Annotated in this window: 19 protein-coding genes; 12 read left to right on the forward strand and 7 right to left on the reverse strand. The window is 65.2% G+C overall.

What is annotated here, in order from left to right:
• The first annotated feature begins 475 nt into the window (after positions 1-475).
• The 11 genes from Q322_RS0114095 (at position 476) to Q322_RS0114145 (ending at position 11,619) form a co-directional block, all read left to right on the forward strand.
• Positions 476-1,855, forward strand: a complete 1,380-nt coding sequence (locus Q322_RS0114095; RefSeq protein ID WP_211248908.1) for an NAD(P)-dependent oxidoreductase — start codon at positions 476-478, stop codon at positions 1,853-1,855.
• Positions 1,848-3,227: an NAD-dependent dihydropyrimidine dehydrogenase subunit PreA gene (gene preA, locus Q322_RS0114100; protein WP_029478550.1), complete on the forward strand. Its 1,380-nt coding sequence runs from the start codon at positions 1,848-1,850 to the stop codon at positions 3,225-3,227. The genes Q322_RS0114095 and preA overlap by 8 nt, the downstream gene beginning before the upstream one ends.
• A 34-nt stretch (positions 3,228-3,261) precedes the next feature.
• Positions 3,262-3,528, forward strand: coding sequence for a hypothetical protein (locus Q322_RS0114105; protein ID WP_029478551.1), 267 nt, complete (start codon positions 3,262-3,264; stop codon positions 3,526-3,528).
• An 8-nt stretch (positions 3,529-3,536) separates the two neighbouring features.
• The gene (locus tag Q322_RS0114110; protein WP_162176619.1) at positions 3,537-3,983 is read left to right on the forward strand and encodes a type II toxin-antitoxin system VapC family toxin; all 447 of its coding nucleotides are present in this window, start codon (positions 3,537-3,539) and stop codon (positions 3,981-3,983) included.
• Positions 3,980-5,383 carry a dihydropyrimidinase gene (gene hydA / locus Q322_RS0114115; RefSeq protein WP_051668605.1) on the forward strand — a complete coding sequence of 468 codons (1,404 nt, stop codon included), beginning with the start codon at positions 3,980-3,982 and terminating at the stop codon, positions 5,381-5,383. Before Q322_RS0114110 ends, hydA begins: the two co-directional genes overlap by 4 nt.
• A complete protein-coding gene (locus Q322_RS0114120) occupies positions 5,380-6,204 on the forward strand; it encodes an ABC transporter ATP-binding protein (RefSeq protein ID WP_034418657.1) in 825 nt (274 codons plus the stop codon). The genes hydA and Q322_RS0114120 overlap by 4 nt, the downstream gene beginning before the upstream one ends.
• The gene (locus tag Q322_RS0114125; protein WP_029478555.1) at positions 6,197-7,081 is read left to right on the forward strand and encodes an ABC transporter permease; all 885 of its coding nucleotides are present in this window, start codon (positions 6,197-6,199) and stop codon (positions 7,079-7,081) included. Before Q322_RS0114120 ends, Q322_RS0114125 begins: the two co-directional genes overlap by 8 nt.
• Complete coding sequence (locus Q322_RS0114130; protein ID WP_029478556.1) at positions 7,057-8,043, forward strand: ABC transporter permease; 987 nt, start codon at positions 7,057-7,059, stop codon at positions 8,041-8,043. The genes Q322_RS0114125 and Q322_RS0114130 overlap by 25 nt, the downstream gene beginning before the upstream one ends.
• A gap of 81 nt (positions 8,044-8,124) precedes the next feature.
• Positions 8,125-9,195: an ABC transporter substrate-binding protein gene (locus Q322_RS0114135; RefSeq protein WP_029478557.1), complete on the forward strand. Its 1,071-nt coding sequence runs from the start codon at positions 8,125-8,127 to the stop codon at positions 9,193-9,195.
• Between the two features lie 137 nt (positions 9,196-9,332).
• Positions 9,333-10,349, forward strand: coding sequence for an alpha/beta fold hydrolase (locus Q322_RS0114140; protein WP_029478558.1), 1,017 nt, complete (start codon positions 9,333-9,335; stop codon positions 10,347-10,349).
• A 34-nt stretch (positions 10,350-10,383) separates the two neighbouring features.
• Positions 10,384-11,619: a hydantoinase/carbamoylase family amidase gene (locus Q322_RS0114145; protein ID WP_029478559.1), complete on the forward strand. Its 1,236-nt coding sequence runs from the start codon at positions 10,384-10,386 to the stop codon at positions 11,617-11,619.
• A 3-nt stretch (positions 11,620-11,622) separates the two neighbouring features.
• On the opposite strand, the gene Q322_RS0114150 is transcribed toward Q322_RS0114145, so the two are convergent.
• From Q322_RS0114150 to Q322_RS0114170, 5 genes are all read right to left on the reverse strand, one after another.
• Positions 11,623-13,116: a glycoside hydrolase family 3 N-terminal domain-containing protein gene (locus tag Q322_RS0114150; RefSeq protein WP_245593263.1), complete on the reverse strand. Its 1,494-nt coding sequence runs from the start codon at positions 13,114-13,116 to the stop codon at positions 11,623-11,625.
• An 82-nt stretch (positions 13,117-13,198) separates the two neighbouring features.
• Complete coding sequence (locus tag Q322_RS0114155) at positions 13,199-14,077, reverse strand: carbohydrate ABC transporter permease (RefSeq protein WP_029478561.1); 879 nt, start codon at positions 14,075-14,077, stop codon at positions 13,199-13,201.
• Positions 14,074-15,033: a carbohydrate ABC transporter permease gene (locus Q322_RS0114160; RefSeq protein ID WP_029478562.1), complete on the reverse strand. Its 960-nt coding sequence runs from the start codon at positions 15,031-15,033 to the stop codon at positions 14,074-14,076. The genes Q322_RS0114155 and Q322_RS0114160 overlap by 4 nt, the downstream gene beginning before the upstream one ends.
• Positions 15,034-15,236: 203 nt before the next feature.
• Positions 15,237-16,523 carry an ABC transporter substrate-binding protein gene (locus tag Q322_RS0114165; protein ID WP_029478563.1) on the reverse strand — a complete coding sequence of 429 codons (1,287 nt, stop codon included), beginning with the start codon at positions 16,521-16,523 and terminating at the stop codon, positions 15,237-15,239.
• A 62-nt stretch (positions 16,524-16,585) separates the two neighbouring features.
• Positions 16,586-17,473 carry a MurR/RpiR family transcriptional regulator gene (locus Q322_RS0114170; protein ID WP_029478564.1) on the reverse strand — a complete coding sequence of 296 codons (888 nt, stop codon included), beginning with the start codon at positions 17,471-17,473 and terminating at the stop codon, positions 16,586-16,588.
• Positions 17,474-17,822: 349 nt separating this feature from the next.
• On the opposite strand from Q322_RS0114170, the gene nagA reads away from it, so the two are divergent.
• A complete protein-coding gene (gene nagA, locus Q322_RS0114175) occupies positions 17,823-18,959 on the forward strand; it encodes an N-acetylglucosamine-6-phosphate deacetylase (protein ID WP_029478565.1) in 1,137 nt (378 codons plus the stop codon).
• Positions 18,960-19,016: 57 nt separating this feature from the next.
• On the opposite strand, the gene Q322_RS0114180 is transcribed toward nagA, so the two are convergent.
• Both Q322_RS0114180 and Q322_RS0114185 read right to left on the reverse strand, forming a co-directional pair.
• Positions 19,017-19,433 (reverse strand): hypothetical protein, encoded by a 417-nt coding sequence (locus tag Q322_RS0114180; RefSeq protein ID WP_029478566.1) that lies wholly within the window; start codon positions 19,431-19,433, stop codon positions 19,017-19,019.
• A gap of 64 nt (positions 19,434-19,497) precedes the next feature.
• A complete protein-coding gene (locus tag Q322_RS0114185; protein WP_029478567.1) occupies positions 19,498-19,935 on the reverse strand; it encodes a hypothetical protein in 438 nt (145 codons plus the stop codon).
• Positions 19,936-19,996: the final 61 nt, after the last annotated feature.

Here is a 19,996-nt window from a genome sequence, read left to right on the forward strand (position 1 = left end):
GCGTCCCCGGTAGCATTTTCGGTTGTCACAAACAGAAAGTGTCGCCTACCGGGGACGCTTTCTCATAATTTCTGTCAGGCCGTCAGGGCTGCCCTCTCAATGGATATCATCCACCATCAAAAGCGATTTAGATTCTCAAGGTGAGATACGAGATGAATGAATTGGAGAGCTTCGAGTATTTGTAAAATCTAAGATCAGACTGGATTCCGTGTTGATTGAAAGGCAGCCGCAAATATATAAACATCTTAAAAACAGCAGTATTCTTTAACACCTCACCATATGTTCGCAGGCAGCAGAGAACCCCAAAATTCCTCGGCGGCGTTGACTTTTCCTTCATTTTCGCCCTACCATGCGGCCACGCGGTTAATCGTCTCCGGTGAGGGTCTGAACCGCTGCCCAGCGGCCCCCAGGCTGCCAGGGCGGTGGCGATTTCCCATGTCTTCGACCCAGGACGCACGCACAACCGGAGGACGCCTTGACCGACCACGCGCTGGTAGACGACGCCCTGACCGCCCCCGAGGGCTTTCCTTTTGATCCACGTTTCGCGCCCACCTATCCGCCCCTGAGCGCGCACGAGGCGGCGGTGGAGGCCAACCGCTGCCTGTACTGCTACGACGCGCCGTGTATTCAGGCGTGCCCCACCCACATCGACATCCCCACCTTTATCCGCAAGATCGCCACCGACAACCTGCGCGGCAGCGCGCGGACCATTCTGGAGGCCAACTTTCTGGGCGGCACCTGCGCCCGCGTCTGCCCAGTCGAGGAACTGTGCGAGGGCGCGTGCGTGCTGAACGCGGAGGAAAAGCCGATTGCGATCGGGCGGCTGCAACGCCACGCGGTGGACCATGTGCAGGGGCGCGGCGTGCAGCTCTTTCAGCCGGGTTCACCGACGGGCCGCCGAGTCGCCGTCGTCGGCAGCGGCCCCGCTGGCCTGAGTGTCAGTGCCGAACTCGCCAAGCTGGGCCACGCGGTCACGCTGCTGGAAAAGCGCGAGCTGGGCGGCGGCCTCAGCACCTACGGCATCATCGTCCTGCGCGAGCCGGTGGAGGTGTCCTTGCAGGAGGTGGAGGCGGTGCGGGCGCTGGGCGTGACGGTGGAAACCGGGCGTGAACTGACTGGAAAAGCCGAACTGGAGGCTCTGCTGAGCGAATACGACGCCGTGTTCCTGGGGCTGGGGTTGGGAGCAGTTCCGGCGATGGGCATTCCCGGCGAGGACCACCTGATCGACGGCCTTCAATACATCAAGGACAGCAAGATTGCTCCCGATACCCTGCCTGACGCGCAGAACGTCGTGGTGATCGGCGCGGGCAACACCGCCATCGACGCCGCCACCATTGCCCGGCGGCGCGGCGCGGACGTGACCCTGCTCTACCGCCGCACCGAGGCCGAGATGACCGCCTACCGCCACGAATATGAATTCGCGCTCTCGGAGGGCATCCAGTACCGCTTTCTGACCCAGCCGGTGCGGGTGATCTCGGCTGGGAACGGGGTGACCGGCGTGGAGTGCGTGAAGATGGTGCTGGACGTGCCGGACCTGGGCGGACGGCCCCAGCCCAGTCCGCTGCCCGGCAGTGAATTCGTGGTTCCCTGCGACGCCGTGATCAGGGCGATTGGACAGGAAAAACCTGCGCTGGCGACTGAACTGGGGCTGGAAGTTTCCAGCGGTTACATCGTCGTCAACCACGATATGCAGACCAGTCTTCCGCGCGTGTATGCCGGGGGCGACTGCGTGCGCCTGCGCGGCACCGCCAGCACCGTGATGGCCGTACAGGACGGCAAGTACGCCGCCGTCGCCATCCATCAGCAGCTCTCTCAGCAGTCCGAATCTCAGCCTCAGGAGGCCGCACATGGCTGACCTCTCCGTCAATTTCGCCGGAATCCGCGCGCCCAATCCGTTCTGGCTGGCCTCCGCGCCGCCCACCAACAGTGGGGCGCAGATTCACCGCGCCTTCGAACACGGCTGGGGCGGAGCCGTCTGGAAGACCATCGGCGCGCCGGTGCTGAACATCAGCAACCGTTACGGCGGCCTGTCTATTGCCGGGCAGCGGCTGCTGGCGATCAACAACGTGGAGCTGATCAGCGACCGCCCGCTGGACGTCAACCTGCGCGAGATCGCCGAGATCAAGCGGCTGTGGCCGGACCGCGCCGTGATCGTGTCCGCGATGGTGGACGCCTCCCCCGACGCCTGGCGCGAGATCGTCATGATGATCGAGGACACCGGCGCGGACGGCATAGAACTCAATTACGGCTGTCCCCAGGGCATGAGTGAACGCGGGATGGGCGCGGCGGTGGGCCAGGTGCCGGAGATGTGCGAGCTGAACACGCACTGGGTCACCTCGATTACCAAACTCCCGGTGATCGTGAAGCTGACGCCCAACGTCACGCACATCACCGAACCCGCACACGCCGCGATTGCGGGCGGAGCGCACGCCCTGAGCCTGATCAACACCATCAATTCGGTGATGAGCGTCGATCTGGACACCCTTCAGATCACGCCCAACATCGGCGGGCGCGGCACCCACGGCGGTTACGCGGGACCTGCCGTCAAACCGATTGCCCTGAACATGCTGACCGAGCTGCTGACCGACGAGCGCGTGCTGAAAAGTGGCGTGCCGATCTGCGGCATGGGCGGCATCGTGACCTGGAAGGACGCTGCCGAGTTCCTGCTGCTGGGCGCGGGGGCCGTGCAGGTCTGCACCGCCGCCATGCACTACGGTTACCGGATCGTGGAGGACATGATCGACGGCTTGGGCAACTGGATGGACGACAAGGGTTTTGCCACGATTCCAGATCTGACGGGCCGGGCGCTGCCGCAATTCAGCTCGTTCGGGCAACTCGATCTGGGGTATCAGGCCGTGGCGCGGATCGACCCCGACAAGTGCATCCAGTGCAACCTGTGTTACGTGGCCTGCAACGACACCGCGCACCAGTGCATCGATCTGGTGGCCGGAAACGGCGTGCGGGTGGACCCCGGCTACGATTCCCGCGTCAACGGCAGGGCGGTGGCCGACACCCGCCCGACGCCGGTGGTCCGCGAACCCGATTGTGTGGGCTGCGCGCTGTGTGCCAACGTCTGTCCGGTGGACGGCTGCATCACGATGGTCAGCGTGCCCAGCACCCAGGAAAACATCAGTTGGGACCGTCTGACCGCCCAGCGCCCCGAGATTGCCAGCAGTTGGGACGCCATGATGGCCTACCGCAAGGAGCAGGGCATCGAGATTCACTAGAATGGGGGACATTCAACACTGAAGGGGTGAGACGATGACCGCCGCAAAAATCCTGATTGACAATGAAGGGCGCGTGCAAACCGACGCCGAGACCCTGGAGAAGCTCAAGAATCAGCAGTTTGAACTTCAGGCAAACGGTCATATCGTTCCCAGTTCGTCCCGGCCCCGGCGTCTGCATGAGATCGAGGACGTGGCGGAGCGGATGGCCGCTTACGAGGAGTTGGTGGGAAAGATCGCCCATCATAGCGGGGCCAGACTCCCCGATGACTGGGCCACCATTCGGGACAGCATTTACGACTGATGCGCTGCTTGATAGACACCAATATTGCCCTGCGGCTGGTGGATATCAGTTCTCCTCAACATCTCATGGTGAAATCGGCACTCAGCCGCCTCGTCCTTCAGGGCGATCAGATTATCCTCGTGCCACACATCTTTTATGAATTGTGGGCCGTCATGACCAGACCAACTGATGTCAACGGCCTGGGCTGGCCCCCCGAGCTGGCACACAGCGTTATCAATGGACTGAACTCGCAATTTCTTTTTCTGGCTGATACGCCCGCCGTGTTTGATCACTGGTTGAACCTGGTATCTCTTCACCGGGTTTCTGGCAAGAAAGCGCACGACGCGAGACTGGCTGCGGTGATGCAGGCGCATGGTTTAGACAGCCTACTCACCTTCAACGAGACAGATTTCAAGCGCTTCGGCATCTCTGTCATCACCCCCACCGATCTCTCGTCAGGAGGCCCCACCCTATGACCCTGCTCATCAAGAACGGCGAGATCGTGACAGCAGACCGGCAGTACAAAGCAGACATCCTGGTTGAGGGCGAAACCATTTCGCTGATCGGCGAGCATCTGATTGCGCCGGACGACGCGGAAGTCATCGACGCGGCGGGCAAATACATCTTCCCCGGCTTTATCGATCCGCATGTGCATGTGCATCTGCCGTTCATGGGCACGTTTGCCAGGGACACGCATACCACCGCCTCTCAGGCCGCCCTGATCGGCGGCACCACCACCTTTATCGAGATGCTGGCCCCCGCCGGGAGCGACGAGCTGCGGGACGGCTGGAACACCTGGTCTGGCATGGCCGAGGGCCACAGCGCCTGCGACTACACCTTCCACATCGGCGTGACGCGCTGGGACGCGGGAACCGAGGCGACGTTGCGCGAGTTGGTGGCGGACGGCATGACCTCCTTCAAGGTGTTTCTGGCCTACAAGGGCGCGTTTGGGATCGAGGACGCGGCCCTCTTTAATACGCTGACGCTGGCGAAAGAACTGGGCGTGGTGGTCACGGCCCACTGCGAAAACGCCGAACTGGTGTCGCAACTCCAGGCCAAACTGCTGGCGGAGGGCAAGACGGGTTCCGAGTGGCACGAGCCGAGCCGTCCTGAACAGGTGGAGGCCGACGGCACCGCGCATTTCGCCACCTTTCTGGAGATGACGGGGGCAGAGGGCTACGTGGTCCACCTGTCCAATGCCAAGTCCCTGAAAGCCGCGCTGGACGCCCGCAAACGCGGCGTGAACATTCATATTGAGTCCGTGATTCCCCATTTCCTGCTGGACCGGACCTTTGCCGAGCGGCCCGGCGTGGAGGGCGCAAAATACGTGATGAGTCCGCCGCTGCGCCACAAGGCCAATCAGGCCGTGTTGTGGCAGGCGTTGCAAGACGGCGAGATCGACACCGTCGCCACCGATCACTGCCCCTTCGATGTGGAGCAAAAACAGATGGGCGACGACAATTTCACGTTGATTCCCAACGGCATTCCGGCCATCGAGGACCGCGTGAACCTGCTCTACACCTCCGGCGTCAGCCGTGGAGGCCTGAGCCTGAGCCGCTTCGTGGACGCGGCCAGCACGCGCGCGGCGCAGATTTTTGGGCTGTATCCGCAAAAAGGCGCGATTGAGGTGGGGTCCGACGCCGATCTGGTGATTTACGATCCGCAGTACCGGGGCAAGATCAGCGCCGAGACGTCGCACGTCAACAACGATTACAGCGGCTTCGAGGGCTTCGAGATTGACGGTCGGCCCAGCGTGGTCACCGTGCGCGGTCAGGTGGCCGTACGCGATGGTCAGTTCGTGGGCGAGGTAGGGCGCGGTCAGTTGCTGCGGCGTCAGCCGCAGCAGAATCCGACTTCCGCGCAGGCGCAGACTTGACTGCCACCTCGCCCGCTCCTGCGGTGCGCGGCACGGCCCAGCCTGCCGTCCACCTGAAAGACCTGAACATGGTCTTCCGGGGCGCGCAGGGTGACACCGTGGCCTTGCAGGACGCCAACCTGGACATCGCGCAGGGCGAATTCGTCAGCCTGATCGGCCCCAGCGGCTGCGGCAAGACCACGCTGCTGCGGCTGATGGCGGACCTGATCACGCCGACGGGCGGCGAACTGCTGGTGGGCGGCAAATCGCCCGCCCTGGCGCGGCAGGAACGGGCTTACGGCTATGTGTTCCAATCGCCCGCGCTGCTGGAATGGCGCACGGTCCTTAATAATGTTCTGCTGCCGCTGGACGTGATGAACACCCCGAAGGCCACCCGGCAGGCCCGCGCCCACGAGATGCTGAAACTCGTCGGACTGGAGGGCTTCGCGGGCCGTTACCCCTGGCAACTGTCCGGCGGAATGCAGCAGCGCGTCAGCATTGCCCGCGCCCTGGCCTTTGATCCGGCGCTGCTGCTGATGGACGAGCCTTTCGGCGCGCTGGACGAGATCACGCGCGAACACCTGAACGGCGAGCTGCTGCGGCTGTGGCAGGAAACCGGGAAGACGGTGGTCTTTGTGACCCACGGCATTTCCGAGGCCGTGTTTCTGAGCACACGGGTGGTAGTCATGACCTCGCGGCCCGGCAAGATCGAGGGCGTGGTGGACATCGACTTGCCCTACCCGCGCAATGTGGAAACCCGCGAGAGTCCGCGCTTTTTTGAGCTGGCAACGCGGGTACGCGAGCTGCTGCGCCGGGGCCACGGGTTTGACGCGGATGATTAGGGCGCGGCGCTCCCCAATCGCCGGAAGCGTCGGCCCCATGATCATCGTGGCCGCCCTCGCGCTGGCGCTGTACTGGCCGCTGATGCTGTGGGTCAACGCGGGCGCGGCGCAGCGCAGCCTGGACAACGGTGCGGAGCTGGGCTGCACCACGGCTATCGCCTGCGCCACCCAGCTTAGAAACCCGGTGCTGCCCGCTCCAGCGCAACTGGGCAACAGCCTGCGGGCGATGAGTGTGCCGCCGCTGGCCCCCACGAGCGTGCCGTACAACACGCTGATCACGGCGGGAGAAACCGTGGTGGGGCTGCTGATCGCCTCCGTGCTGGGCATTGGGCTGGCCGTCGCCCTCGTTGGCAGCCGGGCCTTCGAGCGGGTCACGCTGCCGTGGCTGATTGCCTCGCAGACCGTTCCAGTGATCGCCCTCGCGCCCATGCTGGCGGTGGTGCTGGGGCAGTACGGCGTGCAGGGCTGGCTGCCCAAGGCGCTGATCGCCGCCTACATCGCCTTTTTTCCGGTGGCGGTGGGCGTGGCGGCAGGCTTACGCAGCCCCGATCCGATGCAGGAGGATTTGCTGACCACCTACCGCGCCTCCGGCTGGCAGACCTTCTGGAAGTTGCGGCTGCCCGCCAGCCTGCCGTTTCTGTTCACCTCGCTGAAGGTGGCCGCCACCGCCGCGCTGATCGGCTCGATTGTGGCGGAGATCAGCACCATCAGTTTCTCGGGCCTGGGCAAGATGCTGGCCGAGAACTCGCGGGCCAGCGACACGCTGGCGCTGTGGGTGATCATGCTGTACGGCGCGGGCCTGGGCATCGCGCTGGTGGCCGTCCTGGGCCTCCTAGAAAGGCTGGTGACCCCGTGGCGAGCCGGACAGTCGCGCTAGGCCGGGGGCGGGCGGGTGGGCTGCCGGGTCTGGGGTGGCTGGCCCTCGCGCTGGGCCTGGGCCTGCTGCTGGCCGCCGTCTGGAATGTCTGGAATTTCCCGCTGGACGGCGTGCCGCCCGGACGCAAGGGCCTGAGCCTCACGCTGATCGTGCTGGGCCTGGCGAGCGGAATCTATGGCCTGGCGATCCTGGCCCGCCGGATGACGGGCGTTGTCCCCGCCCTTCTCGCCGCGCTGCTGACCCTGGTGGCGGTGGAGGGCCTGCTGCGGGCCTACGGCGTCCCTCCCGGCCTGATTCCCACGCCCACGCGCGTCGCTACAGCCCTCTACAACTCGCGCACCGTACTGCTGGGGGATGCCCGCGTGACCTTCGTGCAGGAGGCGCTGCTGGGCTATCTGGCCGGGGTGGGGATGGGCATTCTGGTGGCGCTGGCCGCCGTGCGTTTCCCGTTTCTGGAACGCGGGGCGCTGCCCTACGCGGGCCTCTTTGCCAGCATTCCCATCGTGGCGCTGGCCCCGGTGATCGTCAAGGCGTTCGGCCTGGAGTGGCCCAGTAAGGCGATCATCGTCGCCATCACGGTCTTCTTTCCGGTGGTGGTCAATGTGGTGCGCGGGCTGCAAAGCGCGAGTCCATTGCTGCTGGATCTGATGCAGACCTATGCGGTCACGCCCGCCGCCTCGTTCCGCCTCGTGCGGGTGCCGAGTGCGCTGCCATTTCTGTTCAACGCGCTCAAGATCGGCTCCACACTGGCCCTCATCGGCGCGATTGTCGGGGAATTCTTCGGGACCACCGGGCAGGGGCTGGGCTTCCGCATTCAGATCGAGGCCGGAAGATTCAATCTGGACATCGTGTGGGCAGCCATCGTGATCGCCTCGGTGCTGGGGATCGCGTTCTATGGGGTGATCTCCTGGCTGGAAATGCGCTTCACGAGCTGGCACGCCAGCCGACGACAACCCGGGTGAGGGGATCAAGAGACCAGACCTCTCCACTCCTTTCCACACACCGTTACCAACCACTGCGCCGCCGTGCGCCCGGAGGAACACATGAATAAAGCCGTCCTGTCCGCCCTGACCGCCGCCCTTGCCGCCTCGGCCCTGAGTTCGGCGGGCGCGGCCAATGTTCCGGTGAAGTTGCAGCTCAAGTGGTTTCCGCAGGCGCAGTTCGCGGGCTTTTTCGTGGCGCAGGCCAAGGGCTTTTACAAGGCCGAGGGGCTGGACGTCACCCTGCTGCCCATCGGGGACCAGTCGCCCATTCAGACGGTGGCGACGGGCGCGGCGGACTTCGGCACCACCTGGATCACGGACCTGCTGACCGCGCGCCAGCAGGGCCTGCCGGTCGTGCATATCGCGCAACTGTTCCAGAAGAGCGGCTATACCCTGGTGGCCCTGAAATCCAGCAACCTGACCGATCCCAAGCAGTTCACCGGCAAGCGCATCGGCGTGTGGCCCAGCGGCAACGAGTACCCGGCGGTGGCGCTGCTCAAGAAATACGGCATGACCACCAGCCTGGACAGCACGGTGGCCAATCCCAGCGTGCAGGCCGTGACCTATCCCTTTGACCCCAGCCTGGTGTTTCCCGATAAGGTCGATCTGGTATCGGCCATGACCTACAACGAGGTGGACCAGATCGTGGGCCTGGGCTATTCGCTGGACAAACTCCAGGTCTTCAACGTCAGCGATTTTGGCATCAACCTCCTGGAAGACCTGATGTTCACCACGCAGAAGACGCTGGACAATAAGAACTTCAAGAACAGCGGCATGAGCGGGCAGGAGGTGGCCGCCAAACTTGTTCGCGCCACCATCAAGGGCTGGAACTACGCGGTGGCGAACCAGAAGGAAGCCGTGCAGACCGTGCTGGTCAACTGCGGCAACACCTGCAAGGGGTCCGGCACCCGCGCCAGCGCCGCCGGACACCAGACCTGGCAGATGACCGAGGTCGCCAAGCTGTACCGGGCTGGGCAGACCCTGAAAGGCAACGCCGGGCTGCTGGACAGGGCCACCTACGCCGCCAACGTCAAGCAATTGATGGACCTGGGCATCCTGAAATCCGCCCCCAGCGCCGGGGCAGTCAATTACAAGGTGTGGGAGATGGCGACGGGCAAGACGGCGAAGTAAGCGCGGGAGGCCGATGGCCGGATGTCTCCGCGTCACCTGCCTGTCTGACCACACGCTGCTGGGCGGCGTAAGGTAGGCGGCATGCCCACCATCCCTGGATATCAGCCCCTAGTTCTCCTTCAGATTGGCGGGGCCGCGTGAGCGCCTGGCCGGTCCAGGAGGGCGTGTTCGAGCTGGGCGACTGGCCTGCCGAGCGCGGCGGCGTGATCCGGGACGCCCGGCTGGCGTGGCAGACCCACGGCACGCTGAATGCGGCGCGCGACAACGTGATCGTGTATCCGTGCAGCTACACGGCCACGCATGACGGCCAGAACTGGCTGATCGGCCCGGACGGCATTCTGGACCCGGCGCGGTGGTTCATCGTCATTCCCGACATGTTCTCGAACGGGCTGTCGTCGGGCGCGGCCAGCACGCCGGATTACCCGGCAGTGGTCACCGTGCACGACAACGTGCTGGCGCAGGAGCGGCTGCTGCGCGAGGTCTTCGGGGTCACGCATCTGGCCGCCGCCTACGGTTTCTCGATGGGGGCCATGCAGGCGTACCACTGGGCGGCGCTGTTCCCTTCGCGGGTGGAGCGCGCCTTTATCGTGTGCGGCAGCGCCCGCACCGCTCCGCACAACAAAGTATTTCTGTCGGGCCTGCTGCGAACGCTGGAGGCCGCGCCGGAGTACCTGGGGGGCGGCCAGTTCAGCGCCGTGCCGCACGCCTCGCTGCGGGCCTTCGGCCACATCTACGCGGGCTGGGGCCTGAGCCAGGACTTCTACCGCCAGGAGCTGTTCCGCACCGACCTGGGCGCGCCCGATCTGGAGACCTACCTGCGAACCGACTGGGAGGCGGGCTTCGCCGCGCGTGACGCCGCCAACCTGTACGCCCAGGCGCTGACGTGGTTTCACGGGGACATCAGTGCCAATGACCTGTACGGCGGTGACCTCGCTGCGGCGCTGGGCGCGGTTGAGGCGCGGGTGCTGTTGCTGCCCAGCGAGACGGATCTGTATTTCCGGGTGGCCGACAACGCCGCCGAGTTAGAGCACCTGAAACGCGCCGAGCTGCGGCCCATTGGGTCGGTGTGGGGCCACCGGGCGGGCAGCCCCGCCGGACTCCCGGAGGAACTGGCCTTTTTAAAGGCGGCGGTGCGCGGCTGGCTGGCCGGATAGGGGTTCGGCCCCAGCTTTTTCGCTAAGGTGGGCCATGACCCTCAATCCACGGCGAACCCTGGACGAACTCAAGGCCCTGCGCGAGCTGACTGGCGACGAGAATGGCGCACAACGGGTGGCCTTCACCGACCTGTGGGTGACGGCCCGTAAATTCCTGATCGACAGGCTCGCGGAATTACCCGTGGAGGTTCACACCGACGCGGCGGGCAACCTGTGGGCCACCCTCGAAGGCGAATCCGATCAGGAACTGCTGATCGGCGGCCACATCGACAGCGTGCCGAACGGCGGCTGGCTGGACGGCTGCCTGAATACGCTGGCGGGCCTGGAAGTGCTGCGCCGCCTCGCGGACCAGGGTAAGCCCACCGTCACCGTCCGATTGGTGGACTGGGCCGATGAGGAGGGCGCGCGCTTTGGCCGCAGTCTGTTCGGCTCCAGCGCGGCGGGCGGCAACATCGATATTGGTGAGATGCGGAAGCTGAAAGACCGCGATGGTGTGGGGCTGGAAGAGGCGCTGGAACGGGTGGGCATCACGCTGGCCGACGCTCCAAATGCCAGAGCCGAACTAAAAAATGCCGCCGCCTACCTGGAGTTACACATCGAGCAGGGGCCGGTGCTGGAGGGCATGGGGCTGCCGCTGGGCGCGGTTCTGGGCACCTTCGGCGTGGAGCGGCACACCATCACCTTCCACGGTCAGGCCGCGCATTCGGGCAGCACGCCCATGAACGTGCGGCGCGACGCCTTGCGGGCCGCCGGGCAGTTCTCGCAGGAGATCTATGCCATTGCCGAGCAGCACAGCGGCGTCTGCACGGTCGGCAGTTGCAAGACGCTGCCGGGCATCGTGACCAGCGTGGTGGAGACGTGTGAAATCACGCTGGACCAGCGCAATTTGCAGGCCGACAGACTCGCCGCCATGTGGCAGGACGCGCAGGACGCCGCGCGCAAGTTTGCGGAGGAAGGCGGCTGCACCGTCACGTTCGGCGACCTGTGGAACATCGAGCCGATCCTCTTTCACCCGGAGTTGATCGAAGCGGCGGACGCCTCGATCCTCGAAATCGTCCCCACGAGTCACCGTCTGCCCAGCGGCCCGCTGCACGACGCGGCGGAGGTGGCCCGCGCCGGAGTTCCCACGGTGATGCTGTTTGTCCAGAGCCTGCGCGGCATCAGCCACAACAAGATCGAGGACACCGAGGAAGAACACATCTTGCAGAGCGTGGAGGTGCTGGACCGACTGACGGACCGGGCGATGGAGTGGATCGCACCGCGCAGCTAGACTTCACCCCGGCATTCGCCTGTTCAGCGCCGCCGCCAGCGCCCGCCATTGCGCCGGGCGAAAGCCGTGCGTGAGTAGTGCGGGCAGGCCCAGTTCCGCCGCCACGTCTGGATTCCACAGTGCCAGATGCACGGTGCGGCGGCCCTTCAAAGTCCGGGCCAGCTCCCGCACAGCCCCGCCCACGTCCCAGCGTTCGGTGGTGGCGAGCAGGACAGGAGCGTCAGGACATGCGGCCAGCAGGGCATGGACGGCGGACAGATCATGCCCATCGTGCAGCGCCAGTTGCAACCCAGGGAAGACCGGGCGCAACGCTTCGGCCAGCGCCTCGCCGCCCAGACTGTCACCGTAGGGGCCTCCCGTGGGAGGCTGACGGTGGGCGATCAACAGGACAGGTTCACCGCGCTGGATGCTGGGAACGGTGCCGAGCGTTTCCAGACTGCGCCCCGCAATTCCATCCGCCCACGCCTCGTCGATCTGACGTTGGGCCGTTGCATAGGATCGGGGCGTGCCCGGAAAGCGCGTCGCGGCCCTTTCGAGTCGCCCGGACGCCTCCTTCACCCGCGCTGACAGGAGGTCGCCAGACTGCAAGGCCCGTTCAATGGCTTCCAGGTGCCGCACGTGAATATCCAGGCCACCATGCCCGCAGATCAGCACGGCGTCTGCGCCCGCATTCAGGGCCAGCGCCGCGCCGCGCCCGTCCGGGTAACGGTCCGCCACCGCCCGCATGTCCATCGCGTCGGTGACGATTACGCCGCCGTAGCCCCACTCCCGGCGCAACAGGTCACGCAGCAGGGCGGGGGAGAGGGTGGCGGGGAATTCCTCGTCAATCTGCGGGTACAGGATGTGCGCGGTCATGACGCTGCCCAGATTCGCCCTGACGGCGGCGCGGAAGGGCAGCCACTCCACTGCCTCCAACTGGGCGCGCGATTTGTCCACCACCGGCAGCGCCAGATGGCTGTCGGTGCGGGTGTCGCCGTGGCCTGGAAAGTGCTTGACCGCACTCAACACGCCCATGTCCTCGCTGCCCTGCGCCCAGGCGACGCCCAGTGCGGCCACCAGCGCCGGGTCCGCGCCAAATGAACGCTCGCCGATCACCGGATTCAGCGGGTCCACATTCACGTCCAGGCTGGGTGCGTAATTCCAGTTGATGCCCAGTTCGATCAGTCCGCGCGCAGCCACCCGCCCGGCCTCGCGCGCGTCCTCCACGTCACCCAGCCTCCCCAGCGCCTGCGGGGTAGGGGGATGAGGCACGTCCAGGCGGCGCAGCACCGCCCCGCCCTCCTGATCGGTGGCGATCAGGGCGTCGTGGCCCAGCGCGGCGCGAATGTCAGTGACCAGGCGGGCCGTGCGCTCCAGCGTGGTGATGTTGCGCGTGAACAGGCACACGCCGCCGAAGCTGTGCCGGGCCAGAAAATGCCCCTGCTCCGGCGTCAGGTCCGGTCCCGGCAGGTCCACGATCAGGGTACGGGCCGGGTTCACCGGGATTCGCCCCCGCAAGCGCTGAGGGTTGACGGTTCAGAGTGGATGGAGAACAGCGTGTCAACCCTGGACTCTCTGGCCCCCTGCCCCCTGGACCACCTCACTTGACCGCCCCCTCCATCCCGCGCATGAACAGCCGCTGGGCGGCCAGAAAGACCAGCAGCACCGGAATCATCATGATGATCGAACCGGCGGCGATGTTGAAGGGATCGTAGTTGAACTGGCCCTTGAGCTTCAGCACCGCCACGCTCAGCGGCACGGCGTCGGGCGCACCCGACAGCGCCAGCATGGGCCAGAAGTAGGCGTTCCAGGTGCCCACCAGCGTGAAAATACCCAGCGCCGCCAGCGACGGCACGCTGAGGGGCAGCATAATACGGGTCAGGATGGTCAGCTCGCCCGCGCCGTCCAGCCGGGACGCCTCCAGCAGCGCCTGGGGAATGCTCAGGAAGGCCTGGCGCATTAAAAAGATGCCGAAGGCCGCCGCCACGGTGGGCAGCACCACGCCCAGATGCGTCCCCAGCAGCCCCATATTTTTAAGGGTCAGCGTGTTGACGATAAAGGTGGTCTCGCCGGGCAGCACCAGCGTGGCGATGATCACCGCGAAGATGATGCCCTTGCCCGGAAAGCGGAAGCGGGCCAGCGGGTAGGCCGCCAGCGCCGAAATCAGCAGCGTGCCGATGATGGTCATGCCGGTGATGGACACGCTGTTCCAGATGTACTTGCCCAGGCTAAAGGTGCGGTACACGTCGGCGAAGTTGTGCAGCGTGACCGCCCTGGGAAACAGGCTGGCCGGAAAATTGTAGATGCTGCCGCCCGCCGTCTTGTCGGTCAGGGCAATCGCCAGGGTCCACAAGAAGGGAAACACCGCGAAGATCAGCACGGCGATCAGGAACACGTAGCGCAGGATGACGCGGCCCAGCTTGACATTGCGGCGGCGCGGCGCGGCGGTGCGGGCCGGGGCGCGGATGACCAGACTCATGACTCTCCGCCGTCGCTCTCGCGGAACAGGCGGAAGTTGGCGACCGAGAGCAGCAGCGCCACCACCGCCACCACCAGTCCGGCGGCGCTGGCCAGGCCATAATCGAAGTTGAAGCCCTGGAACGCCTTGGAATACACGTACATCAGCGCGGTGTAGGTGCTGTTCAGCGGGCCGCCGTTGGTCAGCACCAGCACCTCCTCCAGCACCCGCAGCGCGGCGATGGTGGACAGCAGGCTGCACAGCAAGATGGTGGGTTTCATCAGCGGCACCGTGATGCTCCAGAAGCGTTTCCAGGACGACGCGCCGTCCAGCACCGCCGCTTCCTCCAGCTCGGCGGGGATGCCCTGGAGTCCGGCCAGGTACAGCACCATGTAATAGCCGAAGCCGCGCCAGAAGGTCACCAGCATCACGGCCCAGAAAGCGGTCTGCTCGTTGTTCAGCCAGCCGAAGAAGCTGCCCTCCGGGATGATGCGGACCACGCCCAGCGCCCAGTTCAGCGTGCCTTCCTTGTTGTACACCCAGTCCCACATCACGGCGGCCAGCGAGATGCTGGTCACCACCGGGATGTAATACGCCGCTCTGAAAAAGGCCATCCCCGGCAGGTTCTTGTTGACCAGCACGGCCACCGACAGCGAGGCCAGTTGCAGCACCGGCACGATCACCAGATACTTGACGCTGTTGCCCAGCGCGGTCAGGAACAGCGGATCGGCGGCCAGCGTGCGGAAGTTCTCCAGCCCGGTCCACCTGGGTCCGAGGCCCTGGGCAAAGCGCGCCCCGCCGTACTCGGTGAAGCCCAGATAGCTACCGTAGGCCAGCGGGTAAAAGGTGAACAGCGTGAGCAGGATCAGCGCCGGGGCCAGAAAGGCGTAGGACAGCAGCGTGTCCCGCAGCGAGTATCTGGAACGCGGGGCACTGGCTGTCGGCGGCTGGGTGCCGGGTGGCTGTGAACGGGCCATATCATCACCTCCTTGGGTGCAAACCTCTTGAGAGCATTGCCCCCTTGCCCCTCGTGGGAAAGGGCTGGGATGAGGGGACAGTTCAGCAACGAACCCCCACAACCTCACTTCAGAAAGGCAAACCCCCGCCCGTCGATTTCAGGGCGGGGACTGGCAGGCGAGGGAGAGAAGTGGGCACCAGACTCCCGCCCCTCTCCCGGACCTCACTTCTTCATGTTGGCGTTCCAGAACTTCACAGAGTCGTCCAGCGCAGCTTTGGGCGTCTTCTTGCCCAGCAGCGCGGCCTCGATGTTGTCGCTGAAGTTCTTGTACAGGTCATCGCTGTTGCCCGGAGCCTTGAAGCCGGGGTTGATGAAGCGGCCCGACGCGCCCACCAGGGCGGTGGCCTTGGCGATTGGATCGCTGCTGGCCCCCTTGAAGAACGGATCATTCTGGGCGGCGGCGGTGGTGGGGATGATCGGCACGATCTTGGCAAAGGCGATCTGGTTGGCGTTGCTGGTGAAGTAGGCGGCCAGCTTGGCGGCCTCGGCGGGGTGTTTGCTGGCCTGCGGAATGACCATGCCCATGCTGGTGCCGGTCTGGGTATTGGCCTTGCCCAGCGGCGCGGTGGTCACCACGGTCTTGGCGTACAGGCCGGGGTTGGTGTCCTTGATGCGGTTTAGGGCCTGCGGTCCGCCCACGATCATGGCGACGCGGTTCTGGGCGTACAGTTCGGTGGCGAGCTGGAAGGCTTCCTTGCGCAGCGCGTCCTCGGGGAAATAGCCGCCTCTGAACAGATCGACGTACTTCTGGAGAATCGCCACATGGGCCGCGCTGTTAAAGGCCGCGTTGCCCTTAGCGTCATAGATGGGCAGTCCGTCGGAGGAGAAGTACCCCAGGAAGGACGCGCCGCCCGGGTCTTTCAGGGCCGGGACCCAGGCGTAGGCCCCGGTCTTGTCCTTGACGGTCTTGACCATGTTCAGCAGCTCGGTCATGTTCTTGGGGGCGCTGACCCCGGCCTTTTTCATCAGGTCCGGGTTGTACAGCAGCACGCCCTCGTTCAGCGAGCCGTACCACGGGTAGCCGTAGACCTTGCCGCCCACCGTGAAGTTGGCCAGCGTCTGCGGGTAGAAGGTGGACTTCAGGGTGGCCAGCGGCGTCAGCGCGTCCACGTTGCGCAGGAAGCCGTTCTGGGCGGCCTTGCCGGTCTCGTCGATGTTCAGGTTCACCACGTCCGGGGCATTGCCCAGGTTCACGCTGGCGATGAAGTCCTGCACCATGCTGTCCTGCTTGTCGAACCACTTGACCTTAATGGTGGGGTTGGCCTTTTCGAAAGCGGCGATGGTCTGCTTGATGTACGGATCGAACTTGGGGCTGAGATACCACGTCCAGAAGGTCACCTCCGTGGTGGCCTGCGCGGCGGCGGGCGCAGAGACAGCGGTCAGGCTGAGGCCGAGGGTCAGGGCGAGCAGCGCTTTTTTGTGGAACTGTTTTTTGTGGAACTGTGTCATGGGCATTCCTCCTGGGAAAGTGAGGGGGCGGGAAAGTCAGGGGGCGGGCGAAGGAACGGACCTCAGTACTTTTTTTCCACGACACTCTCGGCAGTGACGCGCAGCATGGCATTGGACTCGGGGCGGTGCGACAACACGGCGGCGTACAGCACTTCCAGCAGCATCACTTGACTGGTCAGCGTGTCCAGCACGGCGTCGGTCAGCGGGTCTTCCTGGGCCGCCGTGAACAGCACTGCGCCCGCGTGGCGGGTGATCGGGCTGCTGGCGCGGTGGGTGATCGCCACGGTGGACACCCCGCACGACTGCGCCAGTTTCAGGTGCTGCACAGTGTCGATGGTGCTGCCCGAACTGCTCAGGCCGATCACCACCCCCCCGCGCGGCAGCGTGCTGATGCTCACGGCGGCCAGATGTGGATCGGTGTACGCGCTGGAGGTGATGCCGATCCGCATCAGGCGGTGGGCGAAGAACTGCGCGATCAATCCGCTGTTGCCCTGCCCGGTCAGGTCCACCCTGGGGGCGCGGGCCAGCGTGCGGGCCACGTCCTCCAGCGTCGCGGGATCGAGCAGCCGTGCGGTGTCGTCCAGCGTGCGCGCCGCCTGCCGGAACAGCCGCTGGGTGGCCGTGGGCATGTCGCCGCTCTGTTCCTGCGCCGTCCGTCCGCGCTGCTCACGGCCCCCCAGATCGGCAGCCAGGGCGATCTTGAAGGCGTGAAATCCGGCGTAGTCCAGCTTGCGGCACAGCCGGGTAATGGTGGCCTCAGACACGCCCACGCTGGCCGCCACCTCGGTAATGGTCTGGTGGACAGCGCTGTCGGCGTGCTGGACGACATGCTCGGCCACACGGCGCAGGCTGGGCGAGAGGCTGTGGGCCTGCAAACGGATGCGCCCGATGGCCCCGCTGGATGGTGGACTGGACGGCGGACTGGACGGCGGAGGCTGAAGCTGGGTCATGTGCTGCTCCCGTGTGTCCGAAACGACTGAGCTGGGTGGTGGAGATCGGTTTTTGATGCTGTGATGTGATTTGGCTGTGGTGTCACAGTAGCTCTGAAAATTATTTTTGTCAAGTTCCGACATCAGGTTAAAAATAATTTGCGATGTCGACCGATGGAGCCAGAGGCAAGCCAGTGAAGCAGGTAATTTTCCCGCTCAGGACGCCGATTTCTGTTCCCCTTCCAGCAAGCGCGGTCTTGATGCTAGGCTCCAGATGATTTTCACACCCCGATCTGATGCGAAATAATTTTCAGCTTCCTCCGCTCCGCACCCTGACCGTCCCTGAAATGAGCGACACTGGAGCCACACCATGACCTCTTCCCAGAATCAGACCCTTCGGGGGCAGGTGTTGCTGCCCGGCGGCGAATTTGTCCTCGCGCGGCTGGAATTCGGCGGCCAGATCACCGCCATCGTGCCGGATTCGGCGGCCACCGCCGACCGGCTGATCCTGCCCGGTTTCATCGACGCCCACGTCCACGGCGGCGGCGGCGCAGACACGATGGACGGCCCGGAGGCAGTGCGGACGCTGGCCCGTTTTCACGCCGCGCACGGCACCACCACGCTGCTGCCCACCACCATCACCAATCCCTGGGAGAGCGTGCTGGCCGCCCTGCGCGGCATCCGGCAGGTGATGGACGACGGCGGCGTGCCGGGCGGCGCGCACATCGTCGGCGCGCATCTGGAAGGGCCGTTCATCAGTCCGGGGCGGCTGGGCGCGCAGCCGCCGAACACGCTAGAGCCATTGCCCGAGCTGATCGCCGAGGTGCTGGGATTGAAGGTGGTGCGGGCCGTGACCATTGCGCCGGAGCTGCCGGGGGCGCTGGCCGCCTCGCTGGCGCTGGCACGGGCAGGCGTGCGAATTGGCATCGGCCACACGCGGGCGGACGCCGAGACGGTGACGGCCTTCCTGGACGCATTGAGCGCGGCGGGAGCCAGCACCTGCGCCACGCATCTATTCAACGCGATGGGCGGCATCGAAGGCCGCGTCCCCGGCCCACCCGGCGCGCTGATGGCCGACGCACACGCTTACCTTGAGGTGATTCTGGACCATATTCACGTCCACCCCACCAGCTTCCGCCTGGCCTGCGCCGCCGCGCCAGGACGCGTCACCCTGATCACCGACGCCATGCGCGCCGCCGGGCTGGGCGACGGCATCAGCGAACTGGGCGGCCAGCCCGTGATCGTCAGGGAAGGCCGCGCCAACCTGGAGAGCGGCTCATTGGCCGGAAGCCTGCTGACGATGGACGTGGCCCTGAAGAATGCCGTGCAGGCGGGTATTCCTCTGGACGAGGCCAGCCGGATGCTGAGCGAAACGCCTGCCCGCTCATTGGGACTGGAGGACCGGGGCAGGCTGGAACTGGGCCTGCGTGCCGATCTGGTGGTGCTGGACAGTGAATTGAAGGTGCTGGAGGTGTATGTGGAAGGAAAAAAAGTGGATGGTAGTTGAGGCAGCACAAAACCTCTCTCCGCGATATGCAGGAGAGAGGCTCTGTGGATGACGAGCTTATTTCTCAGGCCGTTCGTCCCCGGCGATCAGCGCCTGCACGGTGTAGCTGTAGCCCGACAGCGGATTGGTCAGCGTGAGCTTGCCCACCTGATGGACCGGCAGCCTGCGGTCCGTCCGCGAGACGCGCAGGCCGATCAGACCGGCATTTCGTGCGGGCCGCAGGGCCACCTGCACGTTGGCGGGCAGGTTTTCCACCGTCAGTTTGATCCGGCCCGGTTCGCCCAGTGCCGCCCTGGCCTCGGCGGGCAGCGCCAGCCCCTGCCACGCGCACTCGGTGTACAGGACGTCATAGCCCAGGAAGTCGTCCGAACGGGAGTCGGACATCACCACGGCCTGCGGCGTGGGGGTGGCAAGGGCGATGGTGGCGGCACTCAGGGCAGTCAGGGTCAGCAGGGCAGTCAGCATTTTTTTCATGGCATGGCTCCTTGAGGGGTGGTAAAAGAGGCGAAAAGATGCATCGGAACACTGGGAAAGCGGCTTACGGCAGCGGCACCACATCCGCCCGCCTGACCTTGCCTGCCATGACATACACCGTCTGGCTGTAGCGTCCGCCGTCGGCCCCGGTCACACAGACCACGCTGCGGTCTTCCGCCGCCGAGTACCAGGTGTCCACCTGCTGGGCGTCCACGAAGCTGTGTCCTGTCTTGCTCAGGCCTCGCCCCTCCAACTGCATAGCCATCGCGCCTTGGCTGATGAAATACGTGGCGGAGTTGACATCCTGGAAGTTGAACGGCGTCACCAGCTCGTCCAGAGTGGGTTTCATCAGAACCGCGCCGAAATGACGCGCATTGTTTTGCCTGACCACATCAGACCCGGCAGGAATCAGGATGTAAGCCTGACCACTCCCTGCCAGGGCCAGTGCGGACACAGCAGCGGCAAACAACAGGGCTGGGCGGGCCATACGCGAGTTCTTCATCTTCTCTCCCCTCCTCGGGTTCCAGAGCAAGCCCTGGTTCCACGCCCTGCCAGTGGCGGCG

Source organism: Deinococcus frigens DSM 12807 (assembly GCF_000701425.1).
GTDB lineage: Bacteria > Deinococcota > Deinococci > Deinococcales > Deinococcaceae > Deinococcus > Deinococcus frigens.

Bases quoted from the DNA above. Each gene is read 5' to 3' on its own strand.
- preA (WP_029478550.1), top strand. From the start codon at position 1,848: ATGGCTGACCTCTCCGTCAATTTCGCCGGAATCCGCGCGCCCAATCCG.
- Q322_RS0114105 (WP_029478551.1), top strand. From the start codon at position 3,262: ATGACCGCCGCAAAAATCCTGATTGACAATGAAGGGCGCGTGCAAACC.
- hydA (WP_051668605.1), top strand. From the start codon at position 3,980: ATGACCCTGCTCATCAAGAACGGCGAGATCGTGACAGCAGACCGGCAG.
- Q322_RS0114125 (WP_029478555.1), top strand. From the start codon at position 6,197: ATGATTAGGGCGCGGCGCTCCCCAATCGCCGGAAGCGTCGGCCCCATG.
- Q322_RS0114135 (WP_029478557.1), top strand. From the start codon at position 8,125: ATGAATAAAGCCGTCCTGTCCGCCCTGACCGCCGCCCTTGCCGCCTCG.
- Q322_RS0114145 (WP_029478559.1), top strand. From the start codon at position 10,384: ATGACCCTCAATCCACGGCGAACCCTGGACGAACTCAAGGCCCTGCGC.
- Q322_RS0114155 (WP_029478561.1), bottom strand. From the start codon at position 14,077: ATGAGTCTGGTCATCCGCGCCCCGGCCCGCACCGCCGCGCCGCGCCGC.
- Q322_RS0114160 (WP_029478562.1), bottom strand. From the start codon at position 15,033: ATGGCCCGTTCACAGCCACCCGGCACCCAGCCGCCGACAGCCAGTGCC.
- Q322_RS0114165 (WP_029478563.1), bottom strand. From the start codon at position 16,523: ATGACACAGTTCCACAAAAAACAGTTCCACAAAAAAGCGCTGCTCGCC.
- Q322_RS0114170 (WP_029478564.1), bottom strand. From the start codon at position 17,473: ATGACCCAGCTTCAGCCTCCGCCGTCCAGTCCGCCGTCCAGTCCACCA.
- nagA (WP_029478565.1), top strand. From the start codon at position 17,823: ATGACCTCTTCCCAGAATCAGACCCTTCGGGGGCAGGTGTTGCTGCCC.
- Q322_RS0114180 (WP_029478566.1), bottom strand. From the start codon at position 19,433: ATGAAAAAAATGCTGACTGCCCTGCTGACCCTGACTGCCCTGAGTGCC.
- Q322_RS0114185 (WP_029478567.1), bottom strand. From the start codon at position 19,935: ATGAAGAACTCGCGTATGGCCCGCCCAGCCCTGTTGTTTGCCGCTGCT.